Origin of the sequence: Saccharopolyspora sp. NPDC050642 (genome assembly GCF_040654735.1) — a bacterium.
Lineage (GTDB): Bacteria > Actinomycetota > Actinomycetes > Mycobacteriales > Pseudonocardiaceae > Saccharopolyspora > Saccharopolyspora elongata.
The window spans coordinates 300,508-321,281 of sequence record NZ_JBFAIN010000002.1; the positions used below are offsets into that span (position 1 = coordinate 300,508).

17 protein-coding genes are annotated in these 20,774 nt (G+C 71.1%); 6 read left to right on the top strand and 11 right to left on the bottom strand.

Annotation, left to right across the window (positions count from 1 at the left end; translation table 11 throughout):
• Positions 1–150 precede the first annotated feature (150 nt).
• Positions 151–1,944 carry a 2-isopropylmalate synthase gene (gene leuA / locus AB0H93_RS05125; protein WP_358567636.1) on the top strand — a complete coding sequence of 598 codons (1,794 nt, stop codon included), beginning with the start codon at positions 151–153 and terminating at the stop codon, positions 1,942–1,944.
• Between the two features lie 102 nt (positions 1,945–2,046).
• Here the strand turns inward: leuA and AB0H93_RS05130 are convergent, their stop codons facing one another.
• Entirely contained in the window at positions 2,047–2,754 is a 708-nt protein-coding gene (locus AB0H93_RS05130) for a DedA family protein (RefSeq protein ID WP_358567639.1), read from the bottom strand.
• Positions 2,755–2,895: 141 nt separating this feature from the next.
• Here AB0H93_RS05130 and AB0H93_RS05135 point away from each other — a divergent pair, with 141 nt between their 5' ends.
• The 3 genes from AB0H93_RS05135 to AB0H93_RS05145 all read left to right on the top strand — a co-directional run bounded on the left by AB0H93_RS05135 (position 2,896) and on the right by AB0H93_RS05145 (position 6,422).
• Entirely contained in the window at positions 2,896–4,131 is a 1,236-nt protein-coding gene (locus tag AB0H93_RS05135) for a mandelate racemase/muconate lactonizing enzyme family protein (RefSeq protein WP_358567642.1), read from the top strand.
• A gap of 420 nt (positions 4,132–4,551) precedes the next feature.
• Positions 4,552–4,806: a hypothetical protein gene (locus AB0H93_RS05140; protein WP_235883238.1), complete on the top strand. Its 255-nt coding sequence runs from the start codon at positions 4,552–4,554 to the stop codon at positions 4,804–4,806.
• Positions 4,782–6,422 (top strand): hypothetical protein, encoded by a 1,641-nt coding sequence (locus AB0H93_RS05145; RefSeq protein WP_358567645.1) that lies wholly within the window; start codon positions 4,782–4,784, stop codon positions 6,420–6,422. The genes AB0H93_RS05140 and AB0H93_RS05145 overlap by 25 nt, the downstream gene beginning before the upstream one ends.
• Positions 6,423–6,542: 120 nt before the next feature.
• Here the strand turns inward: AB0H93_RS05145 and AB0H93_RS05150 are convergent, their stop codons facing one another.
• Complete coding sequence (locus AB0H93_RS05150; RefSeq protein ID WP_358567648.1) at positions 6,543–7,442, bottom strand: LysR family transcriptional regulator; 900 nt, start codon at positions 7,440–7,442, stop codon at positions 6,543–6,545.
• Positions 7,443–7,513: 71 nt separating this feature from the next.
• Here AB0H93_RS05150 and AB0H93_RS05155 point away from each other — a divergent pair, with 71 nt between their 5' ends.
• Positions 7,514–8,449, top strand: a complete 936-nt coding sequence (locus AB0H93_RS05155) for an EamA family transporter (protein ID WP_358567651.1) — start codon at positions 7,514–7,516, stop codon at positions 8,447–8,449.
• Between the two features lie 63 nt (positions 8,450–8,512).
• On the opposite strand, the gene AB0H93_RS05160 is transcribed toward AB0H93_RS05155, so the two are convergent.
• From AB0H93_RS05160 to AB0H93_RS05195, 8 genes are all read right to left on the bottom strand, one after another.
• Positions 8,513–8,692 (bottom strand): hypothetical protein, encoded by a 180-nt coding sequence (locus AB0H93_RS05160; protein ID WP_132479076.1) that lies wholly within the window; start codon positions 8,690–8,692, stop codon positions 8,513–8,515.
• Positions 8,693–8,813: 121 nt separating this feature from the next.
• Positions 8,814–9,923, bottom strand: a complete 1,110-nt coding sequence (locus tag AB0H93_RS05165; protein WP_358567655.1) for an ABC transporter ATP-binding protein — start codon at positions 9,921–9,923, stop codon at positions 8,814–8,816.
• Positions 9,924–10,101: 178 nt separating this feature from the next.
• Positions 10,102–11,100 carry an ABC transporter ATP-binding protein gene (locus AB0H93_RS05170; RefSeq protein ID WP_358567658.1) on the bottom strand — a complete coding sequence of 333 codons (999 nt, stop codon included), beginning with the start codon at positions 11,098–11,100 and terminating at the stop codon, positions 10,102–10,104.
• 14 nt (positions 11,101–11,114) lie between these two features.
• A complete protein-coding gene (locus AB0H93_RS05175) occupies positions 11,115–12,047 on the bottom strand; it encodes an ABC transporter permease (protein WP_132479082.1) in 933 nt (310 codons plus the stop codon).
• Positions 12,048–12,051: 4 nt separating this feature from the next.
• Positions 12,052–13,062, bottom strand: a complete 1,011-nt coding sequence (locus AB0H93_RS05180; RefSeq protein ID WP_358567662.1) for an ABC transporter permease — start codon at positions 13,060–13,062, stop codon at positions 12,052–12,054.
• A gap of 100 nt (positions 13,063–13,162) precedes the next feature.
• Positions 13,163–14,857 (bottom strand): ABC transporter substrate-binding protein, encoded by a 1,695-nt coding sequence (locus AB0H93_RS05185; protein ID WP_358567665.1) that lies wholly within the window; start codon positions 14,855–14,857, stop codon positions 13,163–13,165.
• 383 nt (positions 14,858–15,240) lie between these two features.
• Positions 15,241–15,837, bottom strand: a complete 597-nt coding sequence (gene recR, locus AB0H93_RS05190; RefSeq protein WP_132479088.1) for a recombination mediator RecR — start codon at positions 15,835–15,837, stop codon at positions 15,241–15,243.
• An 89-nt stretch (positions 15,838–15,926) separates the two neighbouring features.
• On the bottom strand, positions 15,927–16,250 hold the full coding sequence (locus AB0H93_RS05195) for a YbaB/EbfC family nucleoid-associated protein (RefSeq protein ID WP_237710797.1): 324 nt from the start codon (positions 16,248–16,250) through the stop codon (positions 15,927–15,929).
• 158 nt (positions 16,251–16,408) lie between these two features.
• Between AB0H93_RS05195 and AB0H93_RS05200 the strand changes: the two genes are divergently transcribed.
• Complete coding sequence (locus tag AB0H93_RS05200; RefSeq protein WP_358567669.1) at positions 16,409–18,214, top strand: alpha/beta fold hydrolase; 1,806 nt, start codon at positions 16,409–16,411, stop codon at positions 18,212–18,214.
• Between the two features lie 250 nt (positions 18,215–18,464).
• On the opposite strand, the gene AB0H93_RS05205 is transcribed toward AB0H93_RS05200, so the two are convergent.
• On the bottom strand, positions 18,465–20,711 hold the full coding sequence (locus tag AB0H93_RS05205) for a DNA polymerase III subunit gamma and tau (protein ID WP_358567672.1): 2,247 nt from the start codon (positions 20,709–20,711) through the stop codon (positions 18,465–18,467).
• Positions 20,712–20,774: the final 63 nt, after the last annotated feature.

Below are 20,774 nucleotides of genomic sequence, written 5' to 3' on the forward strand. Positions count from 1 at the left end.
GGGCCACTACTGCGGTTAGCCTAGTTCCGTGGCTCGCGTTCTCCTGCTTCGAAGCCGCGACGGGGTCTCCTAGACCGGCCCCTCGTCGCGGGGTTCGAACGCGCCGGTCGTCGGTCCAAGACCCGGTAATCGAGCAGGAGAACCTTTCGGATGAGCACCAATACGCCCGACTCCCAGGCCCCGTTCGGCGGCAAGGTGCGGAAGCCGTCCCGGCCCGCCCCCGCCGATCAGCAGCCGTGGAACCCGCAGCGGGGCAGCTCGATGCCCTACCACCGCTACCGCCCCTTCCACGAGCTGGTCGAGGACGTATCCCTGCCCGACCGGACCTGGCCCGACAAGCGGATCACCAAGGCCCCGCTGTGGTGCGCGGTCGACCTGCGCGACGGCAACCAGGCACTGATCGACCCGATGTCGCCCGCCCGCAAGCGCCGCATGTTCGACCTGCTGGTGCAGATGGGCTACAAGGAGATCGAGGTCGGCTTCCCCGCCGCCAGCCAGACCGACTTCGACTTCGTCCGCGAGATCATCGAAGACGGCGCGATCCCCGACGACGTCCGCATCCAGGTGCTCACCCAGTGCCGCCCCGAGCTGATCGAGCGGACCTTCCAGTCGCTGGAAGGCGCGCCGCAGGCGATCGTGCACATCTACAACTCGACGTCGATCCTGCAGCGCCGCGTGGTGTTCCGCGAGGAGCGCGAGGGCATCAAGAAGATCGCCACCTCGGCCGCCGAGATGGCCCTGGAACTGGCCGGCAAGTACTCCGACACCGACTTCCGCTTCCAGTACTCCCCGGAGTCCTACACCGGCACCGAGCTGTCCTACGCCGCCGAGGTGTGCGACGCGGTCACCGAGATCTGGCAGCCCACCCCGGAGCGGCCGGTGATCCTGAACCTGCCCGCCACCGTCGAGATGGCCACCCCGAACGTCTACGCCGACTCCATCGAGTGGATGCACCGGAACCTGGCCCGGCGCGACTCGGTGATCCTGTCGCTGCACCCGCACAACGACCGCGGCACCGGCATCGCCGCCGCCGAGCTGGGCTACCAGGCCGGCGCGGACCGCATCGAGGGCTGCCTGTTCGGCAACGGCGAGCGCACCGGCAACGTCGACCTGGTGGCGCTGGGCATGAACCTGTTCAGCCAGGGCATCGACCCGCAGATCGACTTCTCCGACATCGACTACGTCAAGCGCACCGTCGAGCACTGCAACCAGCTGCCCGTTGCGGAGCGGCACCCGTGGGGCGGCGAGCTGGTCTACACGGCCTTCTCCGGCAGCCACCAGGACGCCATCAACAAGGGCCTGGACGCGCTGCGCGACGCGGCGAACCAGGCCGGCACCCCGGTGGACGACCACCCGTGGGAGGTGCCGTACCTGCCGATCGACCCGAAGGACGTGGGCCGCACCTACGAGGCCGTGATCCGGGTCAACTCGCAGTCCGGCAAGGGCGGCGTCGCCTACATCATGAAGACCGAGCACCAGCTGGAGCTGCCGCGCAAGCTGCAGATCGAGTTCTCCAAGGTGGTGCAGGCGCACACCGACTCCGAGGGTGGCGAGGTCAGCCCGACGGCGATGTGGTCGGCGTTCTCCAGCGAATACCTGGAGGCCACCGCGCCGCTGAAGCTGGTCCGGCAGCGCGCCGCCGGCGAGAACGGCAACGAGTCCATCACCGCGACCGTCGTCGTGGACGGCGAGGAGCAGGAGATCACCGGCACCGGCAACGGCCCGGTCTCGGCGTTCGTCGACGCGCTGAGCAGCATCGGCTACGACGTGCGGGTCATGGACTACCACGAGCACGCGCTGACCGCCGGTGACGACGCGCGCGCCGCGGCCTACCTGGAGTGCGCGGTGGGCGACGAGATCTTCTGGGGCGTCGGCGTCGACACCTCGACGATCACCGCGATGCTGCGCGCGGTGGTATCCGCGGTGAACCGCGCCAACCGCTGACCGACGCAACGCGAACGGCCCGTTCACCCCGTCTGGCGGGGTGAACGGGCCGTTCGTTCTCGGACGGATCGCAGTTTCAATTGAAACTGCGGGCCAGCGGCGTCAGCGCACCTGGGCGTCGGTCTCGGGCTCCGCGCCTTCGGCCTTCGCCGATTCGCCGGTTTCGTCCGGGTCCTCGGTTTCGTCCGAGATCTCGGCGGCTTCCAGCTCCGCCTCGTCTTCTCGCTCCGCGCGGCGGCGGACGAAGCGCACGATCAGCCAGCCCAGGACCACCGTGACCAGCAGCGCCACCCACGAGAAGCGGTGGAACCACTGCCCGGCGACCACGCCGAAGATGTAGGCCAGGGTCGTCACCGTGCCCGCCCACGCGATGCCGCCCGTGGCGTTCGCGATCAGGAACTTGCGGTACGGCATGCCCAGGATGCCCGCCAGCGGACCGGCGAGGATGCGCAGCAGCGCCACGAACCGGCCGCCGAACACCGCCCACGCGCCGTAGCGGTCGAACGCGCGTTCCGCCTGGCGCACGGGTTTCGGCCCGAAGTGCTTCGGCAGCTTGCGACCGAGCCAGCCCAGCAGCGTGCGACCGTAGCGCTTGCCGACCGCGTAGCCGACCGAGTCGCCGATGATCGCGCCGCTCGCGGCGACGATGCCGAGCACGACCGGATTCGCCACGCCCTGCGACGCCGCGACCCCGGCACTGACGAGCATGATCTCGCCGGGCAGCGGGATCCCCACGCTTTCCAACCCGATGATCAGCCCGACCACCAGGTAGATCACCCCAGGGGGGATCGTGTCCAGCCACTCGATCATGTACGTCCATTCCGGTCCGAGAACGCGTCGCGCGGTCGCCGAAACGACCGGCGCCATCGGCCAGGGTACGTACCGGGGCCGGATTGGTGTCATCGACGACGCAGAAGCCGTGCGCATCTTTGGCGAAGCACAGCGGTTGGTGTGACGGTAGCCACACAGCAGTCGCGAGCGGCCTGGGGAGGTGTCGCCCGCGATGCCCTGGGGGAGGGCGTTTTGCGCATCATCGGCATCCGCAGCATCCCGGTCGCCGTGCCGTTCGACACCACCGAGAGGTGGGCCGCCGGCAGCCGCCGCGGCCTGGTCAGCGTGCTGATCGAGATCGACACCGACGAAGGCATCACCGGCCTGGGCGAGGCCCCGGCGTACCCGTCGGCCGAGATCGTGCTCGCCGCGCTGCGCTGGGTCGAGCGGTTCGCCATCGGCGAGGACCCGTTCCGCACCGAACGCATCGCGAGGCTGATCGACGTCACCGGCACCTCGAACCACGCGAGCACCACCGGCCCCGCGACGGCCGCCATCGACATGGCCTGCTGGGACATCGTCGGCAAGGCCTGCGACCAACCGCTGGTCAACCTCTTCGGCGGCCCGCTGCGCGAGGAGGTCGAATACCTGCACTACGTCCCGGCGGGCCCGCCGGAGTGGATGCGGGAGCAGGCCGTGCGGGGCGCCGCGGCGGGCTTCGAGAGCTTCTACGTCAAGGTCGGCGCCGCCGACCAGGCCACCGACGTCGCACGGGTGGCCGCGGTCCGCGACGGCATCGGCGCCGGAGCCGCGCTGCGGATCGACGCCGACGGCGCGTGGTCGCCCGCCGCCGCGCTCCGCGCCCTGCGCGCGCTGGAGCCCTACGACATCGAGTTCGCCGAGCAACCGGTCTCCGACCAGAACCTGCCGGAGATGGCCCGGTTGCGCGCCCGCACGGGCGTGCCGCTGCTCGCCGACGCGGCGTCGCGCACGCGGCACGACCAGCTGGACGTGATCAGGCAGGGCGCGGCGGACGCGATCTCGGCGGACAACGTGCTGGACGGCGGCCTGCTGAACCTGAAGCGCTCGGCCGGGATCGGCGAGGCCGCGGGCATCCCGGTCGTCAAGCAGAGCCTCGGCGAACTCGGCGTGGCGACGTGCGCCGCCGCCCACCTGATCGCCGCCACCCCGGGATTCCCCTGCGCCAACCAGTCCTACGGCCGGTTGCTCGCCGACGACGTGGTCGAGGACGGGCCGCTGCGCTATCCGGGTGGCCGGCTGCGCCTGCCGGACCGACCGGGCATCGGGGTCCGGCTGGATCGCGACCGGCTGGCCCGGTACGCGGAGTTGTACCAGGTCGCGGGGCACGAGTACGGCTTCGCCGAACCGCCGGGAGGGACCGAACCGCCGGCCTGAATACACCAGAAGTCGCATTTCGCTGCGCCGAGAATCGGCGTCCGGTCCGGTGAACACACTCGACCAAAGATGGTATTGCGCATTCCCCCGAGTCGGCACCATTGATGACGTCGCGGGATGCCAGGCGACGCCCCTGGGGAACACGGGGGCAGGGGGAGACGGGCCGGAGACGGGGGAAACGTCGGGGACGCCGGCCCCTCCCCCTGTTCCTTCTTTTTGCTTCCAGACTCACCTTGCGTGGCGGTGCGGGTGGCGGAACCTCAGAGGCCTTCTCGAGACAACAACCCGCCCTGCCGCTCGACGTCACAACGCCGTCGCGGACACTGCACGCCTCTATCACTCGATCGGTCTACCGGACTTGATGTCGGGCTGCCGTCGGGGTTCAGTCAGGCACCGAAGTGCAGCAGCGTTGAGGTGGACATGTGGCCGACCGAGGACCCGACCGAACAGCTCCGCTGGCGAATCCCGTGCACCACACCGGTCGATTCGGGCAACATGACGGTGCTGGTCGTCGGAGATCGGGTCGCCGTGGTGCTGCCGCCGGGCGAGACGCTCGTCTTCACTGCCGATGAAACCGATGACCTCGCAGCGCTGCTGGACGAGGCCGCCGGCTACCTGTCGCGCGGCGCCGAGGGATCGGAGGCACCTGCGTGGCCCTCATCGACACCGACCTGAGCTTCGACCCCCGCGACCCCTACTTCCCCGTCCCCGGCGCCGCCGGCGTGGAGTGGGCGGTGCAGGTGTTCACCACGACCAACGGCTACGGCATCGACGTCGAGCGGGCGCACGTCCGGGAAGGCGACCGCGTCCACGTGCACGCCGACCGGTACGCGCGGCTCGGCCAGCAGGTCCGGGTCGAGGCCGGCGAGGCCGACATCGAGGTGACCCGCGCGGCCGGTGTGCTGGAGTGGGCCATCACGGTCCGCCACGACGAGCCGATCAAGGCGGTGAAGCTGCTGCTGCGCGGCCTGCCGCCGGAGCAGCTTCGGGCCGGCTGGTGGACGCCGAACACCGGGCGCGGCTGGGCGCACGGCGTCAACGGCCAGCGGTTCCAGCTGGAATACCCGGGCTCGGACTGGGCGACGCCCTGGGTGGCGGCCGGGGACGAGGCGAACGGGCTGGCGCTCAGCGTCCGCGATCCGCTGGTGCGGCGGAAGATCCTGCACGTCCACCAGCCCCCGTACGCGCCGGGGCCGATCGCCGAGCTGGTGCACGTGCCGTCGGCGACGGCGCGCTCGACGACCTGCCGGGTGCCGTCGATCCGGCTGCGGCTGGGCACCACCGGGCACAGCGCCGACGCCGACCTGGACGAGCACCTGTCCTTCGTGGAGGGTTCGCAGAACCTGGTGCCGTGGTCCTCCCGCCCGGACGTGCCGGACTGGCTGCGGCGGACCGCGCTGGTGGTGACGCTGCACGGCCAGCACTGGACGGGCTACGTGTTCAACACGTTCGCGCAGATGGCCGAGTCGCTGCGATTCGTCGCGCAGCACATCGATCCGAGCCGAGTGCTGGCCTACCTGCCCGGCTGGGAAGGCCGCTACTACTACGCCTACCCGCGGTACCGGCCCGGCGAAGACCTGGGCGGCGCAGGGGGTTTCACCGAGCTCGCGCACACCGCGCGGCAGCTCGGCGTGCGGCTGATGCCGATGTACGGCGGGCACGGCGCGAACGTGGTCGAGTACCCGGGTTGGGAGCGGGCGGCGCTGCGCAACGACACCAACCGCTACGTGGAACTGCTGAACCGGCCGGACTGGGACGGCGACCGGGTCGGCGAGGGCGATCAGGTCTTCCTCAACCCCGGCGAACCGGAGTTCCGCACGCACCTGGTGGAGTCGATCTCGGCGATGGTGCGGGACTTCGGCGTCGACGCGGCGTTCCTGGACACCCTGGGCTACTGGTTCAACGACCCGCGCTACGAGGTGATCGACGGCTACCGCCGGCTCGCCGACGAGCTGCACCACCGCCACCCCGGGCTGGTGCTCGCCACCGAGGGCTGGTGGGACGCGCTGACGGCGATCTTCCCGCTGAGCCAGCAGTGGTACGGCGCGGACCGGGACCTGCGCAAACCCCGCGTGCTCACCCGGTACGCCCGCACCACCGGCCACCTCGCCGAGGGAACGCCGGGACGGGGCAGCACGGGCGTGCACGAGAAGGGCTTCCTGCACCGGCCGCCGGACGTGGCCCGCGAGGCCCACATCCCGGTCGTCGGCATCACCGACGACACGCTCCCGGCCCACGCCGAGGAGATCGCGGCGATCTGCCGCTGGGCCCGGGAGCACGCCCCGGAGTAGCCGGGCGATCTCGCGTTCCGCGGGCGCGGGGCCGTGAGTGCTTTGGACCGCTACGGCGATCCAACGTGCTCACGAGCCATGACCAGCGAAAACAGGGCCACTCTGGGGTGCTGGCGGGAGCTAGGCGCCGGTGACCGTGGCCGCCTCGGCGAGGAGCGTGTCGAGCACGACGCGGACCGCCGGGCGTTCCGTCGCTCCCTTCCGGGACACCACCTCGATGTTCCGGCCCGCGCGGACCCCGGCCAGCGGGCGCATGACCAGCCGGGGAGAGTCCACTGTGTACCTCGGCAGCAGCGCGACGCCGTGGCCGTCGGCGACCAGGGCCTTGGTGACCTGGAAGTCGTTGATCCGCTGCACCACCACCGGCCGGACGCCCGTGCGGACCGCCAGCGAGCGCAGCACGTCGTCGACCGGGAAGCCGACGTCCACGCTCAGCCACGGCTCGCCGACCAGCTCCGCCGGCTCGATGCGCTCCCGGTCGGCGAGCGGGTGGCCCGGCGGCAGCGCGACGTCCAGGGGCTCCCGCAGCAGCGGGGTGATCTCGACGCGCGCGCCGTCGAACGGCGGCGCCTGGTCGTCCCGGTGCGCCACCACCAGGTCGAAGTCGGCGGTCAGGACCGGCACCTCCGGCGGCGTCATGTCTACGTCGCGGCACTCCAACCGCACCTTGGGATGCGCCGCCATCCGCCGGAGCAGGCCGGGCAGCAGCAACAACGCGCCGGACGGGAAGATCGCGACCCGCACCACGCCGCGCGGCGTCGACCGGTAGCTGTCCAGCTCGGCCTCGGCGCGGTCCAGCGCGGCCAGCACCTCGTCGGCCCGGGCCGCGAGCGCCCGGCCGGCGTCGGTGAGGCGCAGCCCGCGACCGGCCGGTTCCGTCAGCGGCACGCCGACCTGCGCCTGCAACGCCCGGATCTGCTGCGACACCGCCGACGGGGTGTAGGACAAGGCCTTCGCGACGGCGGTGACCGTCCCGCGATCAGCGAGTTCGCGCAGGAGTCTCAACCTGCGGACATCCATGAAGGAATAGTACACATTAGCTGTAAATAGTATTGCTTGTTCTTCACAGAGCCGGGCCGCAGGCTGTCATGGTGAACTCACGAGACCGCTTGCTGGCCGTGGTGGTCGTCGTGCTCTGGGGCGCCAACTTCATCGCACTCGACTACGGGCTCGGCCAATTCCCACCGTTCTTCTTCGCCGGACTCCGCTTCGCCGTGCTGCTGCCGGTGCTGCTGTTCGTGCCGCGCCCGCGAGTGCCGTGGCGGTGGCTGATCGGGTACGGGCTGTTCTTCGGCGCCCTGCAGTTCGCGTTCCTGTTCACGGCGATGAACATCGGGATGCCGACCGGGCTGGCCTCGCTGGTGCAGCAGGCGTCCGCGCCCTTCACCGTGGTGCTCGGCGCGCTGCTGCTGCGGGAGCGGATCACGCCGGTGCAGATCGTCGGCATCCTCATCGCGGTGCTCGGCATGGTGGCGATCGGCTGGCACCGCGCCCAGAGCGCCACCCTGCTGCCGCTGCTGATCACGCTCTGCGGCGCTTTCTCGTGGGCGCTGGGCAACCTGTGCGGCCGGAAGGCGAACGCGCCGAACCCGCTGCACCTGACGCTGTGGATCGCCATCGTGCCGCCGCTGCCGATGTTCGCGCTGTCGGCGGTGGTCGAGGGACCGACGGCGGGCTGGGACGCGCTGGCGACGGCGTTCGACTCGCCGACCGGCTGGTACGCGCTCGCCGGGCTGGCGTACACGTCGCTGCTGGCGACGATCATCGGGTCGGGCCTGTGGACGACGCTGATGGGGCGCTACCCGGCCAGCATGGTCGCGCCGTTCTCGCTGCTGGTGCCGGTGGTCGGCTTCACGACGGCGTGGCTGGTCCTGGGCGAGCGGCCGCACCCGATCGAGCTCGCGGCGGGAGCCGTGGTGGTGGGCGGAGTGCTGCTGGGCAGCATCAAGCTGAGCCGCCGCAAGCCACCGGCGCCCGAAGCGCCACCCGAACCCGCCGAAGCGAGCGCCCCGCTCCGCGCCACCTGACGACACCGCCCGGCCGCGGACCGCACCCACCCGATTTCGCCTGGAATCGGGTGGGTTCCGGTGTCAGCGGACGGCTTCGCCCCTCTCGAAGTCCGGGTTGCAGAGGTGCACCCCGTTCCCCTCCGGGCAGTCGTAGGTCACCAGGACCTCGCCCGACTCCGCCACCAGGCGCTCTGCGGTCGCCCGCTCCAGGATCGCCCGGTGCTCGCACGCGGAGCACCGCGGCGCGCTGCTGTACCTCACTCACTGCCTCCGTTCCACCGGCCGCTGACGATCTTGTGAACCTAAGGGCCTAGCGCGCCGGGCGCGGTGGACAACGCGCGAAAACAGCGCGCCGGTTTCGAACGTCGGACGATCCGCGCGGTCAGGCCGGGGCCGAGGTGATGTCCAGGTCGCCGAAGTCCGCCGGGTTCACCGCCTCCGCCTCGACCTCGTGCGGCTTCAGCCTGCCGTCGCGGATCTCCTCCGCGTAGTGGCAGGCCACCCGGTGGCCCGGCTTGAGCTCGCGCAGTTCCGGCCGCTCCGTGTCGCACCGGGTCGCCTGCCGCCACGGGCACCGGGTGTGGAACCGGCAGCCGGTCGGCGGCGCGGCCGGCGAGGGCAGGTCGCCGGAGAGCAGGATCTGCTCCCGCTCGTCCTCCACCGTGGGGTCCGGCACCGGCACCGCCGAGAGCAGCGCCTTCGAGTACGGGTGCAGCGGCTCCTCGTAGAGATCGTCCGATGTGGACTCCTCCACGATGCCGCCCAGGTACATCACCCCGACCCGGTCGGCGATGTGCCGCACCACCGCCAGGTCGTGCGCGATCACCAGGTACGTCAGCCCGAACTCGGACTGCAGGTCCTCCAGCAGGTTCAGCACCTGCGCCTGCACCGAGACGTCCAGCGCCGACACCGGCTCGTCGGCCACCACCAGGTCGGGCCCCACCGACAGCGCCCGGGCGATGCCGATGCGCTGCCGCTGGCCGCCGGAGAACTCGTGCGGGTACTTGCGCAGCGACGTCGACGGCAGGCCCACGGCCGACAGCAGCTCGCGCAGCCGCTTGTCCGTGCCCGCCCGGCCGTTGTCCATCCCGTGCGCCCGCATGCCCTCGACCAGCAGCGACTGCACCGACTGCCGCGGGTCGAGGGAGGACAGCGGGTCCTGGAAGACCATCTGCATCCGGCGGCGCATCCGGCGCAGCGGCTCGCCCTTCATGCCGGACAGGTCGACGCCGTCGAACACCACCTTGCCGCCGGTCGGCCTCTCCAGCCGCAGCACCGCGCGCCCCAGCGTCGACTTGCCGCAGCCGGATTCCCCGACCAGGCCGTAGGTTTCGCCGCGCCGGATCGTCAGCGACACGCCGTCCACGGCGTACACGTAGCCGACCGTGCGGTCCAGCACCACGCCGCGCTTGATCGGGAAGTGCACCTGGACCTGGTCGATGTCGATCAGCACGTCCCGGGGGTTCCCCGCAGTTTCCGGGGTTTCGGTCATGACGCCTCCAGGGTCCGGCGCCGGGCACCGGCATCCGGTGCGGCCAACGGGTGCATGGTCCGGTCGTGGTGCTCCGCTGCGCCCCGACCGGGTGACTCCAACGCAATTTCAATGGAAATCGAAGGTCCGATTTCCATTGAAATTGCGGCAGAACCGGCAGGGTGCGGGAGCGGGGCGCTCATGACGCCTCCACCGGGCTCGACGTCGTCTCGCGGACCGGGTTGTGGCAGCGCAGCAGCCGCGCCCCCACGTCGATGCTCACGTCCGGCGTCTGCTGCTCGCACACGTCCTGCGCGTTCGGGCAGCGCGGGCAGAACGCGCACCCCGCGTCCCACGGGATGTTGTCGCTGATCGAGCCCTTGATCGGCGACAACCGCTGGCCGCGCGGCGAATCCAGCCGCGGGATCGAGGCCAGCAGGCCCGCCGTGTACGGGTGCCGCGGCCGGGCGAACAGCTCGTGCCGCGCGGCCCGCTCCACCACCCGGCCCGCGTAGAGCACGTTCACCTCGTCGCAGAGCCCCGCCACCACGCCCAGGTCGTGCGTGATCATGATCAGCGCGGTGTCGGTCTCGGCGACCAGTTCCGCCAGCAGGTTCAGGATCTGCGCCTGGATCGTCACGTCCAGCGCGGTGGTCGGCTCGTCGGCGATGAGCAGCCGCGGCTTGCAGGCCAGCGCCATCGCGATCAGCGCGCGCTGCCGCATGCCGCCGGAGAGCTGGTGCGGGTACTCCTTGAGCCGCCGCCGCGGGTCCGGGATGCCCACCCGCCGCAGCAGGTCCTCGGCCTCTGGCATCGCCTCCTTGCGGGGCAGCCCGCGGTGCCGCTCGATGACCTCGGACACCTGCAGACCTATCGGCACCACCGGGTTCAGCGAGGTCAGCGGGTCCTGGAACACCATGCTCAGGTCGCTGCCGCGGCGCTGGTCCAGCTCGCGCCGGGACAGCTGCAGCAGGTCGGTGCCGTCGAAGTCGATCGACCCGGACACCTCGGCGCCGGTGCTCGGCAGCAGGCCCATGATCGCCAGCGAGGTGACCGACTTGCCGCAACCGGACTCGCCGACCAGGCCGACGGTGCGGCCCGGTTCGACGTCGAAGGAGATGCCGTCCACGGCGGTCATCGGCGGCTCGCCCTTGCGGGCGAACACCACCGAGAGGTCGCGGACTTCCAGCAGTGCCATTCGTTCCCCCACCTCTAGCGCCGGCGCTTCGGGTCGAGCGCGTCCCGCAGGGACTCACCGACCAGCGTGAACCCGAGCGCGACCAGGATGATGCAGCCCGCCGGCCAGAACGCCAGCTGCGGATGCGAATCGATGATGTTCTGCGCGCCGCCGAGCATCTGGCCCCACTCCGGCACCGAGTCGTCGGCCGCGCCCAGGCCCAGGAAGGACAGCGCCGCCGCGTCGATGATCGCCACCGCGAGCACCAGGGTGGCCTGCACGATGACCGGGCCGAGCGCGTTCGGCAGCATGTGCCGGAACACGATCGCGCTCTCCTTCACCCCGAGCGCCCGCGCCGCGAGCACGTGATCGCTGGCTCGTTGCGCCAGCATCGTGCCCCTCAGCAGCCGGCCGAAGATCGGCACCTGCACGATCGCCACCGCCAGGATCACGGTGAACTGCGTCTGCTGCGCGAACAACGCGCCGATCGACACCGCCAGCAGCAGCGACGGCACCGACAGCATCACGTCCGCGACGCGCATGACCACCGAGTCGACCCAGCCGCCGAACGCGCCGGCCAGCAGGCCGAGCACCAGGCCGCCGCCGAGTCCGATCACCGTGGCCAGCACCGCTACCAGCAGCGTCTGCTGGGAACCCAGCAGCAGCCGGGAGAACAGGTCGCGGCCGTACTGGTCGCCGCCCAGCGGGAAACCCGCCTGCGGCGGCGGAATCGTGTTCTCCGCGCGGGAAACCTGCTGCTCCAGCAGGCGTTGCGCCGGATCGTGCGGGGCCAGCAGCGGCGCGAGCAGCGCCAGCAGCACGAACGCGGCGATGATCACCGCGCCGACCACGAACACCGGGTTGCGCCTCAGCCGCCGCCACGCCGACGCGGCCAGGCTCACCCCCGCGTCCGACGCCGTCTCCGCCAGCGCGTCGATCCGTTCCTTGCGCTGCGTTTTCAGCACCATGACCTCACCGTGTCCGCAGTCGTGGGTCGATCAACGCATATGAGAGGTCGACTATCAGGTTCACCAGCACGTACACCATGGCGGACGCCAGGATCACCACTTGCAGCACCGGGAAGTCCTTGCGCTGGAAGCCGATCGCCACCGCCTGGCCGACCCCGGCGATGTTGAACACCCGCTCGGTCAGCACCGCACCGGCCAGCAGCGCGCCGGTCTGCAGGCCGATCGTGGTCACCACCGGCAGCATCGCGTTGTGCAGGATGTGGCGGCGCCGGATCACCATGCGCGCCAGGCCCTTCGCCCGCGCGGTGCGCACGTAGTCCTCGTCCATCACGTCCAGCACGGCGGCCCGGGTTATCCGGAAGATCACCGCGAACGGGATCGTGGACAGCGCGATGGCCGGCAGGATCAGGTGCACGAACGAGTTCCACGCGGCGTCGAACTCGCGGGTCAGCAACCCGTCGAGGATGTAGAAGCCGGTCACCCGCGTCCCGTTCAGCCCGACGTCCTGGCGGCCGGAGGCGGGCAGCGCGCCGAGCTGGATGGCGAACACGAACTTCAGCAGGAACGCCAGGAAGAACACCGGCACGGCAACACCGATCAGCGACCAGGTGATGCTCACGTTGTCCAGCCAGCTGCCGCGCTTGCGGGCCGCCAGGTAGCCCAGCGGGATGCCGACCGCGACCGCCAGCAGCAGCGCCAGGATCGACAGCTCCAGCGTGGCCGGGAAGCGGGTCAGGAACACCTCCAGCGCCGGCGAACCGCGCTGCACGCCGGTCGACGTGCCGAAGTCGCCGGTGATGGCGCGGCCCAGGAAGCGCCAGTACTGCACGAAGATGGGCTGGTCCATGCCGAGATCGGCTTCCAGCTTGGCCCGCGCCGCGGGCGTGGCGCGGTCCCCCAGCAACGCCGACACCGGCCCGCCGGGCAGCATCCGCAGCCAGGCGAACAGAAGCATCGACAGCACGACGACGACCAGCGCCAGCTGCGCGAGTCGCCGGATGGTGAAGCGGAGCACGAAACCCCCGTTTGGTCAGTCCGGCAGCGAGCGCGCGATTTCGCGCGAAACCGACGGTCCCCGTGCGGGAGCCGCGCCGGTTTCGCGCGAAATCGTCAACTCACTTCTCCGAGACGCTCACCGACGCGAACTCCTCGGCGGTCAGCGGCGAGGTCTGCAGGCCGTGCACCCGCGGGCTGGTCACGATCGCCGGCGGCGAGTGCGACAGCGGCACGGCGGGCAGGTACTCGGACATCAGCTTCCGGTTGATGTCCTGGTACATCTGGTTGCGCTTGGCCTCGTCCGGCTCGCTGTCGGCGGCCTTCAGCTGCGTCGCCAGCTCCTCGCCCCACGGCGCACCGGCCGTGTAGAAGCGGTTGGTCGGCGTGCCGAAGAAGGTGCCGATGAAGTTGTCCGGCGTGTTGTAGTCGCCGGTCCAGCCGAGCAGGAAGATGTCGGCCTTGGCGTTGTCGACGTCGTCGATGTAGCCGCCGTTCCACGGCTTGCTCACCGGGTTGACGGTGAAGCCCGCCTCGCGCAGGTCCTCGGCGAGGGCGTTGTAGATGCCCTGCGGGTCCGGCATGTAGGGCCGGGTGACCTCGGTGGGCCAGTAGAAGTTGATCGCGAGGTTCGAGGCGCCGGCCTCGGCGAGCAGCTGCTTGGCCCTCGCCGGGTCGTGCGGGTACTGCTGGACGTCGTCGGCGTAGCCGTCCACGGTCTTCGGGTAGAACTGGGTGGCCACCGTGGCGCCTTCCGGCATGTTGGCCTTGACCAGCGTCTCCCGGTCCACCGCGTACGCCAGCGCCTGCCGCACCTTCAGGTTCTGCAGCGCCGGGTTGTTCTTCTGGGTGATGCCCAGGTACATGATGTTGAACGGGTCGCGGACCTGGACGTTGTTGCCGGCGTCGCGCAGGGCCTTGAGGTCGGCGGCGTTGGGGTAGTCGTAGCCGTCGATGGCGCCCGACTCCAGCTCCTGCTTGCGCACCGTCTCGTCCGGGATGATGCGGAAGATCAGCTCGTTGAGCTTGGCCTTCTCGCCCCAGTACTCCTCGTTGCGGACCAGCTTGATGGTGCCGTTGCTCTCGTCGTAGGACGCGAACTTGAACGGGCCGGTGCCGGTCGGGTGCGACCTGGCGTACTCGGGGTACACGAAGCTGTCGCCCTGCGCCTGCACGTTGTTGGCCTGGTACTGGTCCATCGCGGTCGGCGACTGCATGCTGAACGACGGCAGCCCGAGGATGTCCGGGAACTTCGAGCTGGCGCGGGTCAGGTGGACCACGGCCGTGGTCGCGTCCGGCGCGTCGCACGACTGGTACAGCGACGGGGCCTTGCCGTCGGCGAACCCGCCGAAGTTCTCGATCCAGTAGTAGGACAGCGCGTTGTTCTGCCCGGCGCCGGTCTGGTTGAACATGCGCTGGAAGTTCTTGCACACCGCGTCGCCGTTGAAGTCGGTGCCGTCGTGGAACTTCACGCCCTGCCGGAGCTTGAAGGTCCAGGTCTTGCCGTCCGGTGTGTGCTCCCAGCTGTCGGCGAGCTCCGGTTCGACGTCCGACGATCCCGGCTTGAACCCGACGAGGCCCTCGGTGATCTGGCGGGTGACCCGGAAGGTCTCGCCGTCGGAGGCGTAGAAGGGGTCGAACAGGTCGGGTGCGCCTGCCGCGCCGAAGGTGAGCGTGCCGCCTTCACCGCCGCCGCCGGTCTCGCGCTGCGATTGTGCGCAGGCCGCCAGCGAGGTCGCCGCGACGATGGCGATACCGGCGGTGGCGACACGGCGTCCCGTGCCGGATCCGCGGCGCGGCGATGGAGCTCTACTCATGGAAGCACCTCGGTGTGTCTCAGGTCTCAGAGTTCCGTGAGACTAACTCGCATTAGGAGTCCATTGGGGTACCTGAGGTTACGATCCCACTACTTAGGGACGCCTAAGGAAAACCCGAAATTTCGGGCATTCACCCAGGTGGGCGAGGGTGCTGGGCCTCTCGGATGTCCCGGAAGAACCGTTGAACAACCCGGGAATACCGGTAAAAACTGCGGAAAATTTTGATTCGGACAACAGATTCTGGCGACGGCCTGACACGTCCGGCGGTACCGCTCGCGGCCGGTCTTCACCGCACCGAGGCAGATGCAAAAAAGCTCGTGAGTGCTTGGACCGCTATGGCAGTCCAAGCACTCACGAGCCCGAAAAGCGTCGTCCCGTGGCGGCTACATCGCGCGGCGGCCGGAGAGGGCCCGGCCGAGCGTCAGCTCGTCGGCGAACTCCAGGTCACCGCCCATCGGCAGGCCGGACGCCAGCCGCGTGACCGAGAGGCCGGGGAAGTCGCGCAGCATCCGCACCAGGTAGGTCGCGGTCGCCTCGCCCTCGGTGTTCGGGTCCGTCGCGATGATCACCTCGGCGATGTCGTCCTGCCCGATGCGGGCCAGCAGCTCGCGCACCCGCAGCTGGTCCGGTCCCACGCCGGAAAGCGGATCCAGCGCGCCGCCGAGCACGTGGTAGCGCCCCTTGAACTCGCGCGTGCGCTCGATCGCCAGCACGTCCTTGGGTTCCTCGACGACGCACACCAACGTCTTGTCGCGCCGGGCGTCCCGGCAGATGCGGCAGGTCGTCTCCTCCGAGACATTGCCGCAGACGTCGCAGAACACCACGCCTTCCTTGACCTTCTGCAGGACCTCCTGCAGCCGGGTCACGTCCGCGGGCTCGGCCGCGAGCAGGTGGAAGGCGATGCGCTGCGCGCTCTTCGGACCGATGCCCGGCAGCCTGCCGAGCTCATCGATCAAATCCTGAACGGGACCTTCGTACACTTATCGCTCGTTTCCAGGGGTTCGGCGCAGTTTCAATTGAAACCGCACTCCCCGCCGACGACGGTGCGCAGTTCCAATCGAAACCGCGATCACATGCCCGGCAGGCTGAGACCGCCGAGGCCACCGCCGCCCAGCGCACCGGTGAGCGGGCCCATCTTCTCGGCCTGCAGCTCCTGCGCGGCCCGGTTGGCGTCGCGCACCGCGGCGACCACCAGGTCGGCCAGCGTCTCGGTGTCCTCCGGGTCGGCCGCCTTCGGGTCGATCGACAGCCCCTTCAGCTCGCCCGCACCGCTGACGGTCGCCGTGACGAGGCCGCCACCGGCGCTCCCGGTGACCTCCGCGGCGGCGAGCTCCTGCTGCGCAGTCATCAGCTGCTGCTGCATCTTCTGCGCCTGTTCCATGATCTGCTGCATGTTCGGCTGCCCACCTGGCTGCACCGTGATCCTCCTCCGGCTGGCGCGTGCACGTACCCCGATTCGGGCTACGCCACCAGCCTAGAGAATGCGCGGCCCGGTCTGCCTGGCGGTCCGCGCCCCTGGGCGGCGGGGGCGAAGCGTGACAGGGTGATCGCATGGCGGTGGACATCGTGCGGTTGCTCGAACTGACCAGCTGGCGGGCCTTCGACGTGGCCGACACCGGCCGGGTCCTTGCGGGCTCCGACGAATCCGGATCCACCCAGCTCGTCGAGCTCGCCGACGGCGAGCCCACCCCGCTGACCGCCTTGCCGGGCGCGGTCACCGGCCGCTACCTGCCCGGCGAGCGCGCCGTGGTCGTGCAGCACGACACCGACGGCAACGAGCGCGGCCAGCTTTCCCTGCTGCGCCTGGACGAACCGCGCCTCCGCCCGGCGCGGCTGCACGACCTGCAGCCGCTGGTCCGCGACCCGGCGCACGTGCACCGGCTGCTCGACGTCCTGCCCGGCCGGATCGTCTACGCGACCAACCGCCGCAACGGCGTGGACTTCGACGTGGTGATCCGCCACGTCGAGACCGGTGCGGAAGCGATCGCCTACGACCAGGGCGGCATGGTCCTGGAGGCGACGGCCTCCCCGGACGGCCGCCACCTGGCGCTGACCGTGCCCGCCGACCGCGCGATGTCCGACCGGCTGCTCCTGGTCGACACCGCAACCCGCGAAGTGCAGGCGCTGACCGGGCGCGAGGAGCCCGCGCGGCACGGCCAGATCGGCTGGCTGCCCGACGGGCTGGTCGTCACCACCGACGCCGACCGGGACCGCGCAGGCATCGCGCACATCGACCCGCGCACCGGCGCCCGGCACTGGCTGGTGACCTCCGACGAGCACGACCTCACCGGCTGGCTCTCGCCGGATGGTTCGACGCTGCTGGTGCAGGCGAACGACGACGGCGCCAGCAGGCTGGCGCTGCACGACGCCGCCACCGGCGACCTGCTGCGGACGATCCGATTACCCGCCGACGGCTGGTGCTCGTACCCGCTGCCGGCCCCGACCTGGTCGCCGGACTCGAGGTTCGTCGCACTGTCGTTCAGCGCCCCGGCGGTCCCCGGCGACGCGCTGCTGGTGCACGCCGCGACCGGCGAGTGCGAGTCGCTGACCGGTTCCGCGGCGCAGCTCGACGGCCTGGTCGAACCGAGTTCGCACCGGGTGCCGGCCCGCGACGGCGAACAGGTGCCGTGCTTCGTCTTCGCCCCGCACGAGGCCGATCCGCGGCTGGCCGGATCGGCGGTGCTGATCGTCCACGGCGGCCCGGAGAGCCAGGCGGTGCGAACGTTCAGCCCGATCGCCCAGGCCCTCGTCGCGCAGGGGCACACCGTGCTGGTGCCGAACGTCCGCGGCTCCACCGGCTACGGGAAGCGCTGGTACTCGGCCGACGACGGCCGCAACCGGCTGGAATCGGTGGCCGACCTCGGCGACCTGCACGACTGGCTGCCGTCGATCGGGCTGGACGCCGGGCGTGCGGCGCTGTGGGGCGGCTCGTACGGCGGCTACATGGTGCTCGCCGGGCTGGCGTTCCAGCCGGAGCGGTGGGCGGCCGGGGTCGACATCGTCGGAATCTCGTCGCTGGTCACGTTCCTGGAGAACACCGCCGCGTACCGGCGAGCGCACCGCGAGCGCGAGTACGGCTCGCTCGCGGCGGACGCGGAATTCCTGCGCTCGGCGTCGCCGCTGACCAGGGTCGCGGCCATCGCGGCGCCGCTGTTCGTGCTGCACGGCGCGAACGACCCGAGGGTGCCGCTGTCGGAGGCCCAGCAGATCGCGACGGCGGTCCGGGCGAACGGCCTGGAGTGCGAGCTGCGGGTGTACGACGACGAAGGCCACGGCCTGGCCAAGCGCACCAACCGCCTCGACGCCTACCCGAGAGCCCTCGCATTCCTGGCCCGCCACCTGGCAAAACAAGCCTGACCGCCCGCGACGGCGGTTGGTGGTCGTGCCCCGCGTTGGTAGTGGGGCGTCGGCATTCCCGGTTCTGCCCAAGGGGTCGTTCCAGAACGGTGCGCGGGCACGCGCGAGATGTGGCCGTCCGGTGTGCAGGGTGCCGTTTTCGCGCGAAAACGGCACCGGTACCGGGAACCTCCGGTATCAGCCGGGCGGAGCCCCCGACTTCAGGCGAAATCGGGGGCTCCGAAAGCCGGGGGCCGTTCGACGGGGTGGTTCAGTCGTCGATCCGGCGGGCGCCGAGTTCCCGTTCGAAGAGCTCGACCGCCGCCGTTTCCGGGTCCCGCCCCACCTGGGCGTTGGCGTCCATCGGGGAGGACTCGGCGAGCATCTTCTCCGGGTCTTCCTCGTCATCGGCGACCGGCTCCGGCGGCCTGGGCGGCTCCGGAGGCGGCGGGACGTCGTCCGGCGGCGGGGGCTCGTCCTCCGGCGGCTCGGGCGGCGGCGGGATGTCGTCCGGTTCCGGCGGGCGCGGCACCGAGCCCTGGCGCGCGGGCGAACCCGCCTGCGGGCGAGCGGGGTTCCGGCCGTTGGCCGCCTGGCCGGCCTGAGGATTCGCCGACTGGCCGTTCGTCGGGGCGGACTCGCTCTGCTGGGTCGACCGGCGCTGCACCGGTTGCTTGGGCGCGGCGGGACGAGCCGCAGGTGGCGGCGCGGCACCGGCCTCGACGCACTGGATCTCCCACTCGCCGCCGACGACCTCGCGCAGCGCGTCCCGGACGAAGTCCAGCCGTCGCTGCTGGGCGAGCTGCTTGACCAGCCCGGATGTCGGCATCGACAGCACCAGCGTGTTGTCGCCGCTGAGGTCCTGCACCGCGGCGTTGAGCAGCAGCGCCTGCGTCGGGCGGTTCCGCGTCGCGACCGCCTGCAGCACCTTGGCCCACACCTGCCGCACCTTCGCCGCGTCGAACCCGGCCTGCGCCGGCGCGGCAGCCTCCGCCGCTGGCGCGGCGGCCGGACGCGGTTCCGCCGCTGGCGCGGCAGTCGGACGCGGCTCCGCCGCTGGCTGGGCGGCCGGACGCGGCTCCGCCGCTGGTGGCGGGGCCTGCTCGGCCGCCGGAGGCGGCGTCGCAGGCGCGGGGGCAGCCGCCTTCGGCGGTGTCACCGGACGCTCCGCCGCCACGGGCTGCTCTGCCACTGCAGGCGCCGGACGCGCTGGCGCCTCCGTCTGCTGCGCTGCCTCCTGCGCTGCGCGCTCGTGCGGCCGCTGGAAGACGCGCTTCGGCCGCGCGTCGCCGTCCGCCACCGGCGCGGCGGCGACAGGAGCGGCAGCCTGGGTGACAGGGGCTCCCTCACCCGGCGCGATGGTCATGCGGCTCTCGACGCGCTCAAGCCGTTGCAGCAGCGCGACTTCCGAGTCCGATGCGGTCGGCAGGAGCATCCGCGCGCAGAGCAGTTCCAGCAGCAGCCGGGGCGCGGTGGCTCCGCGCATCTCGGAAAGTCCAGTGTGGACGATCTCGGCGAACCGGGAAAGCGTTGCCGCGCCGAGCTGTTCGGCCTGGGCCTGCATCCGGGCGAGCTCGTCGCCCGCGGCGTCCACGAGTCCGCGCTGCGCGGCGTCCGGCACCGAGTTGAGCAGCACCAGGTCGCGCAGCCGGTCGAGCAGGTCGGAGCCGAACCGGCGCGGGTCGTGCCCGGCCTCGACCAGCCGGTCGACCGTGCCGTAGACGGCGGAGCCGTCGCCCGCCGCGAGCGCATCGACCATGTCGTCGATCAGCGCGACGTCGGTGACCCCGAGCAGCGCCACCGCGCGCTCGTAGGTGACGCCTTCGGGCCCCGCCCCGGCGAGCAGCTGGTCGAGCACGCTCAGCGTGTCGCGGGCGGACCCGCCACCGGCCCGGATCACCAGCGGGAACACCGAGGGCTCGACCTGCACGCCCTCGTCGCGGCAGATCCGCTCGACCAGGTCGCGCATCACGCCCGGCGGCATCAGCCGGAACGGGTAGTGGTGGGTCCGGGACCGGATGGTGGTGAGCACCTTGTCCGGCTCGGTGGTGGCGAAGACGAAGATCAGGTGTTCCGGCGGTTCCTCGACGATCTTCAGCAGGGCGTTGAAGCCCTGCGTGGTGACCATGTGGGCCTCGTCGATGATGAAGATCCGGTACCGCGACTGGGCGGGCGCGAAGAAGGCGCGGTCGCGCAGTTCGCGGGTGTCGTCGACGCCACCGTGGCTGGCCGCGTCGAGCTCGACGACGTCGACGCTGCCGCCGCCTTCGGGCGCGAGCGCGACGCACGAGTCGCATTCCCCGCACGGGTCGGGGGTCGGGCCCTGCGCGCAGTTCAGCGAGCGGGCGAGGATGCGAGCGCTGGAGGTCTTGCCGCAACCGCGCGGCCCGGAGAACAGGTAGGCGTGGTTGACGCGGCCGGCGGCCAGCGCGGTCCGCAGCGGGTCGGTGACGTGGTCCTGCCCGACGACCTCAGCGAAGGTCGCCGGCCTGTACTTGCGGTAAAGGGCGAGCGCCACGGACAAAACCCTACGCGGTGAGCCCGACAACCCGAACGCGGCCTGATCCGGAGACCCGCCGGG

Coding starts and splice junctions, on each gene's coding strand:
- leuA (WP_358567636.1), top strand. CDS start 151: ATGAGCACCAATACGCCCGACTCCCAGGCCCCGTTCGGCGGCAAGGTG.
- AB0H93_RS05130 (WP_358567639.1), bottom strand. CDS start 2,754: ATGATCGAGTGGCTGGACACGATCCCCCCTGGGGTGATCTACCTGGTG.
- AB0H93_RS05140 (WP_235883238.1), top strand. CDS start 4,552: ATGTGGCCGACCGAGGACCCGACCGAACAGCTCCGCTGGCGAATCCCG.
- AB0H93_RS05150 (WP_358567648.1), bottom strand. CDS start 7,442: ATGGATGTCCGCAGGTTGAGACTCCTGCGCGAACTCGCTGATCGCGGG.
- AB0H93_RS05165 (WP_358567655.1), bottom strand. CDS start 9,923: ATGACCGAAACCCCGGAAACTGCGGGGAACCCCCGGGACGTGCTGATC.
- AB0H93_RS05170 (WP_358567658.1), bottom strand. CDS start 11,100: ATGGCACTGCTGGAAGTCCGCGACCTCTCGGTGGTGTTCGCCCGCAAG.
- AB0H93_RS05175 (WP_132479082.1), bottom strand. CDS start 12,047: ATGGTGCTGAAAACGCAGCGCAAGGAACGGATCGACGCGCTGGCGGAG.
- AB0H93_RS05185 (WP_358567665.1), bottom strand. CDS start 14,857: ATGAGTAGAGCTCCATCGCCGCGCCGCGGATCCGGCACGGGACGCCGT.
- AB0H93_RS05195 (WP_237710797.1), bottom strand. CDS start 16,250: ATGCAGCAGATCATGGAACAGGCGCAGAAGATGCAGCAGCAGCTGATG.
- AB0H93_RS05200 (WP_358567669.1), top strand. CDS start 16,409: ATGGCGGTGGACATCGTGCGGTTGCTCGAACTGACCAGCTGGCGGGCC.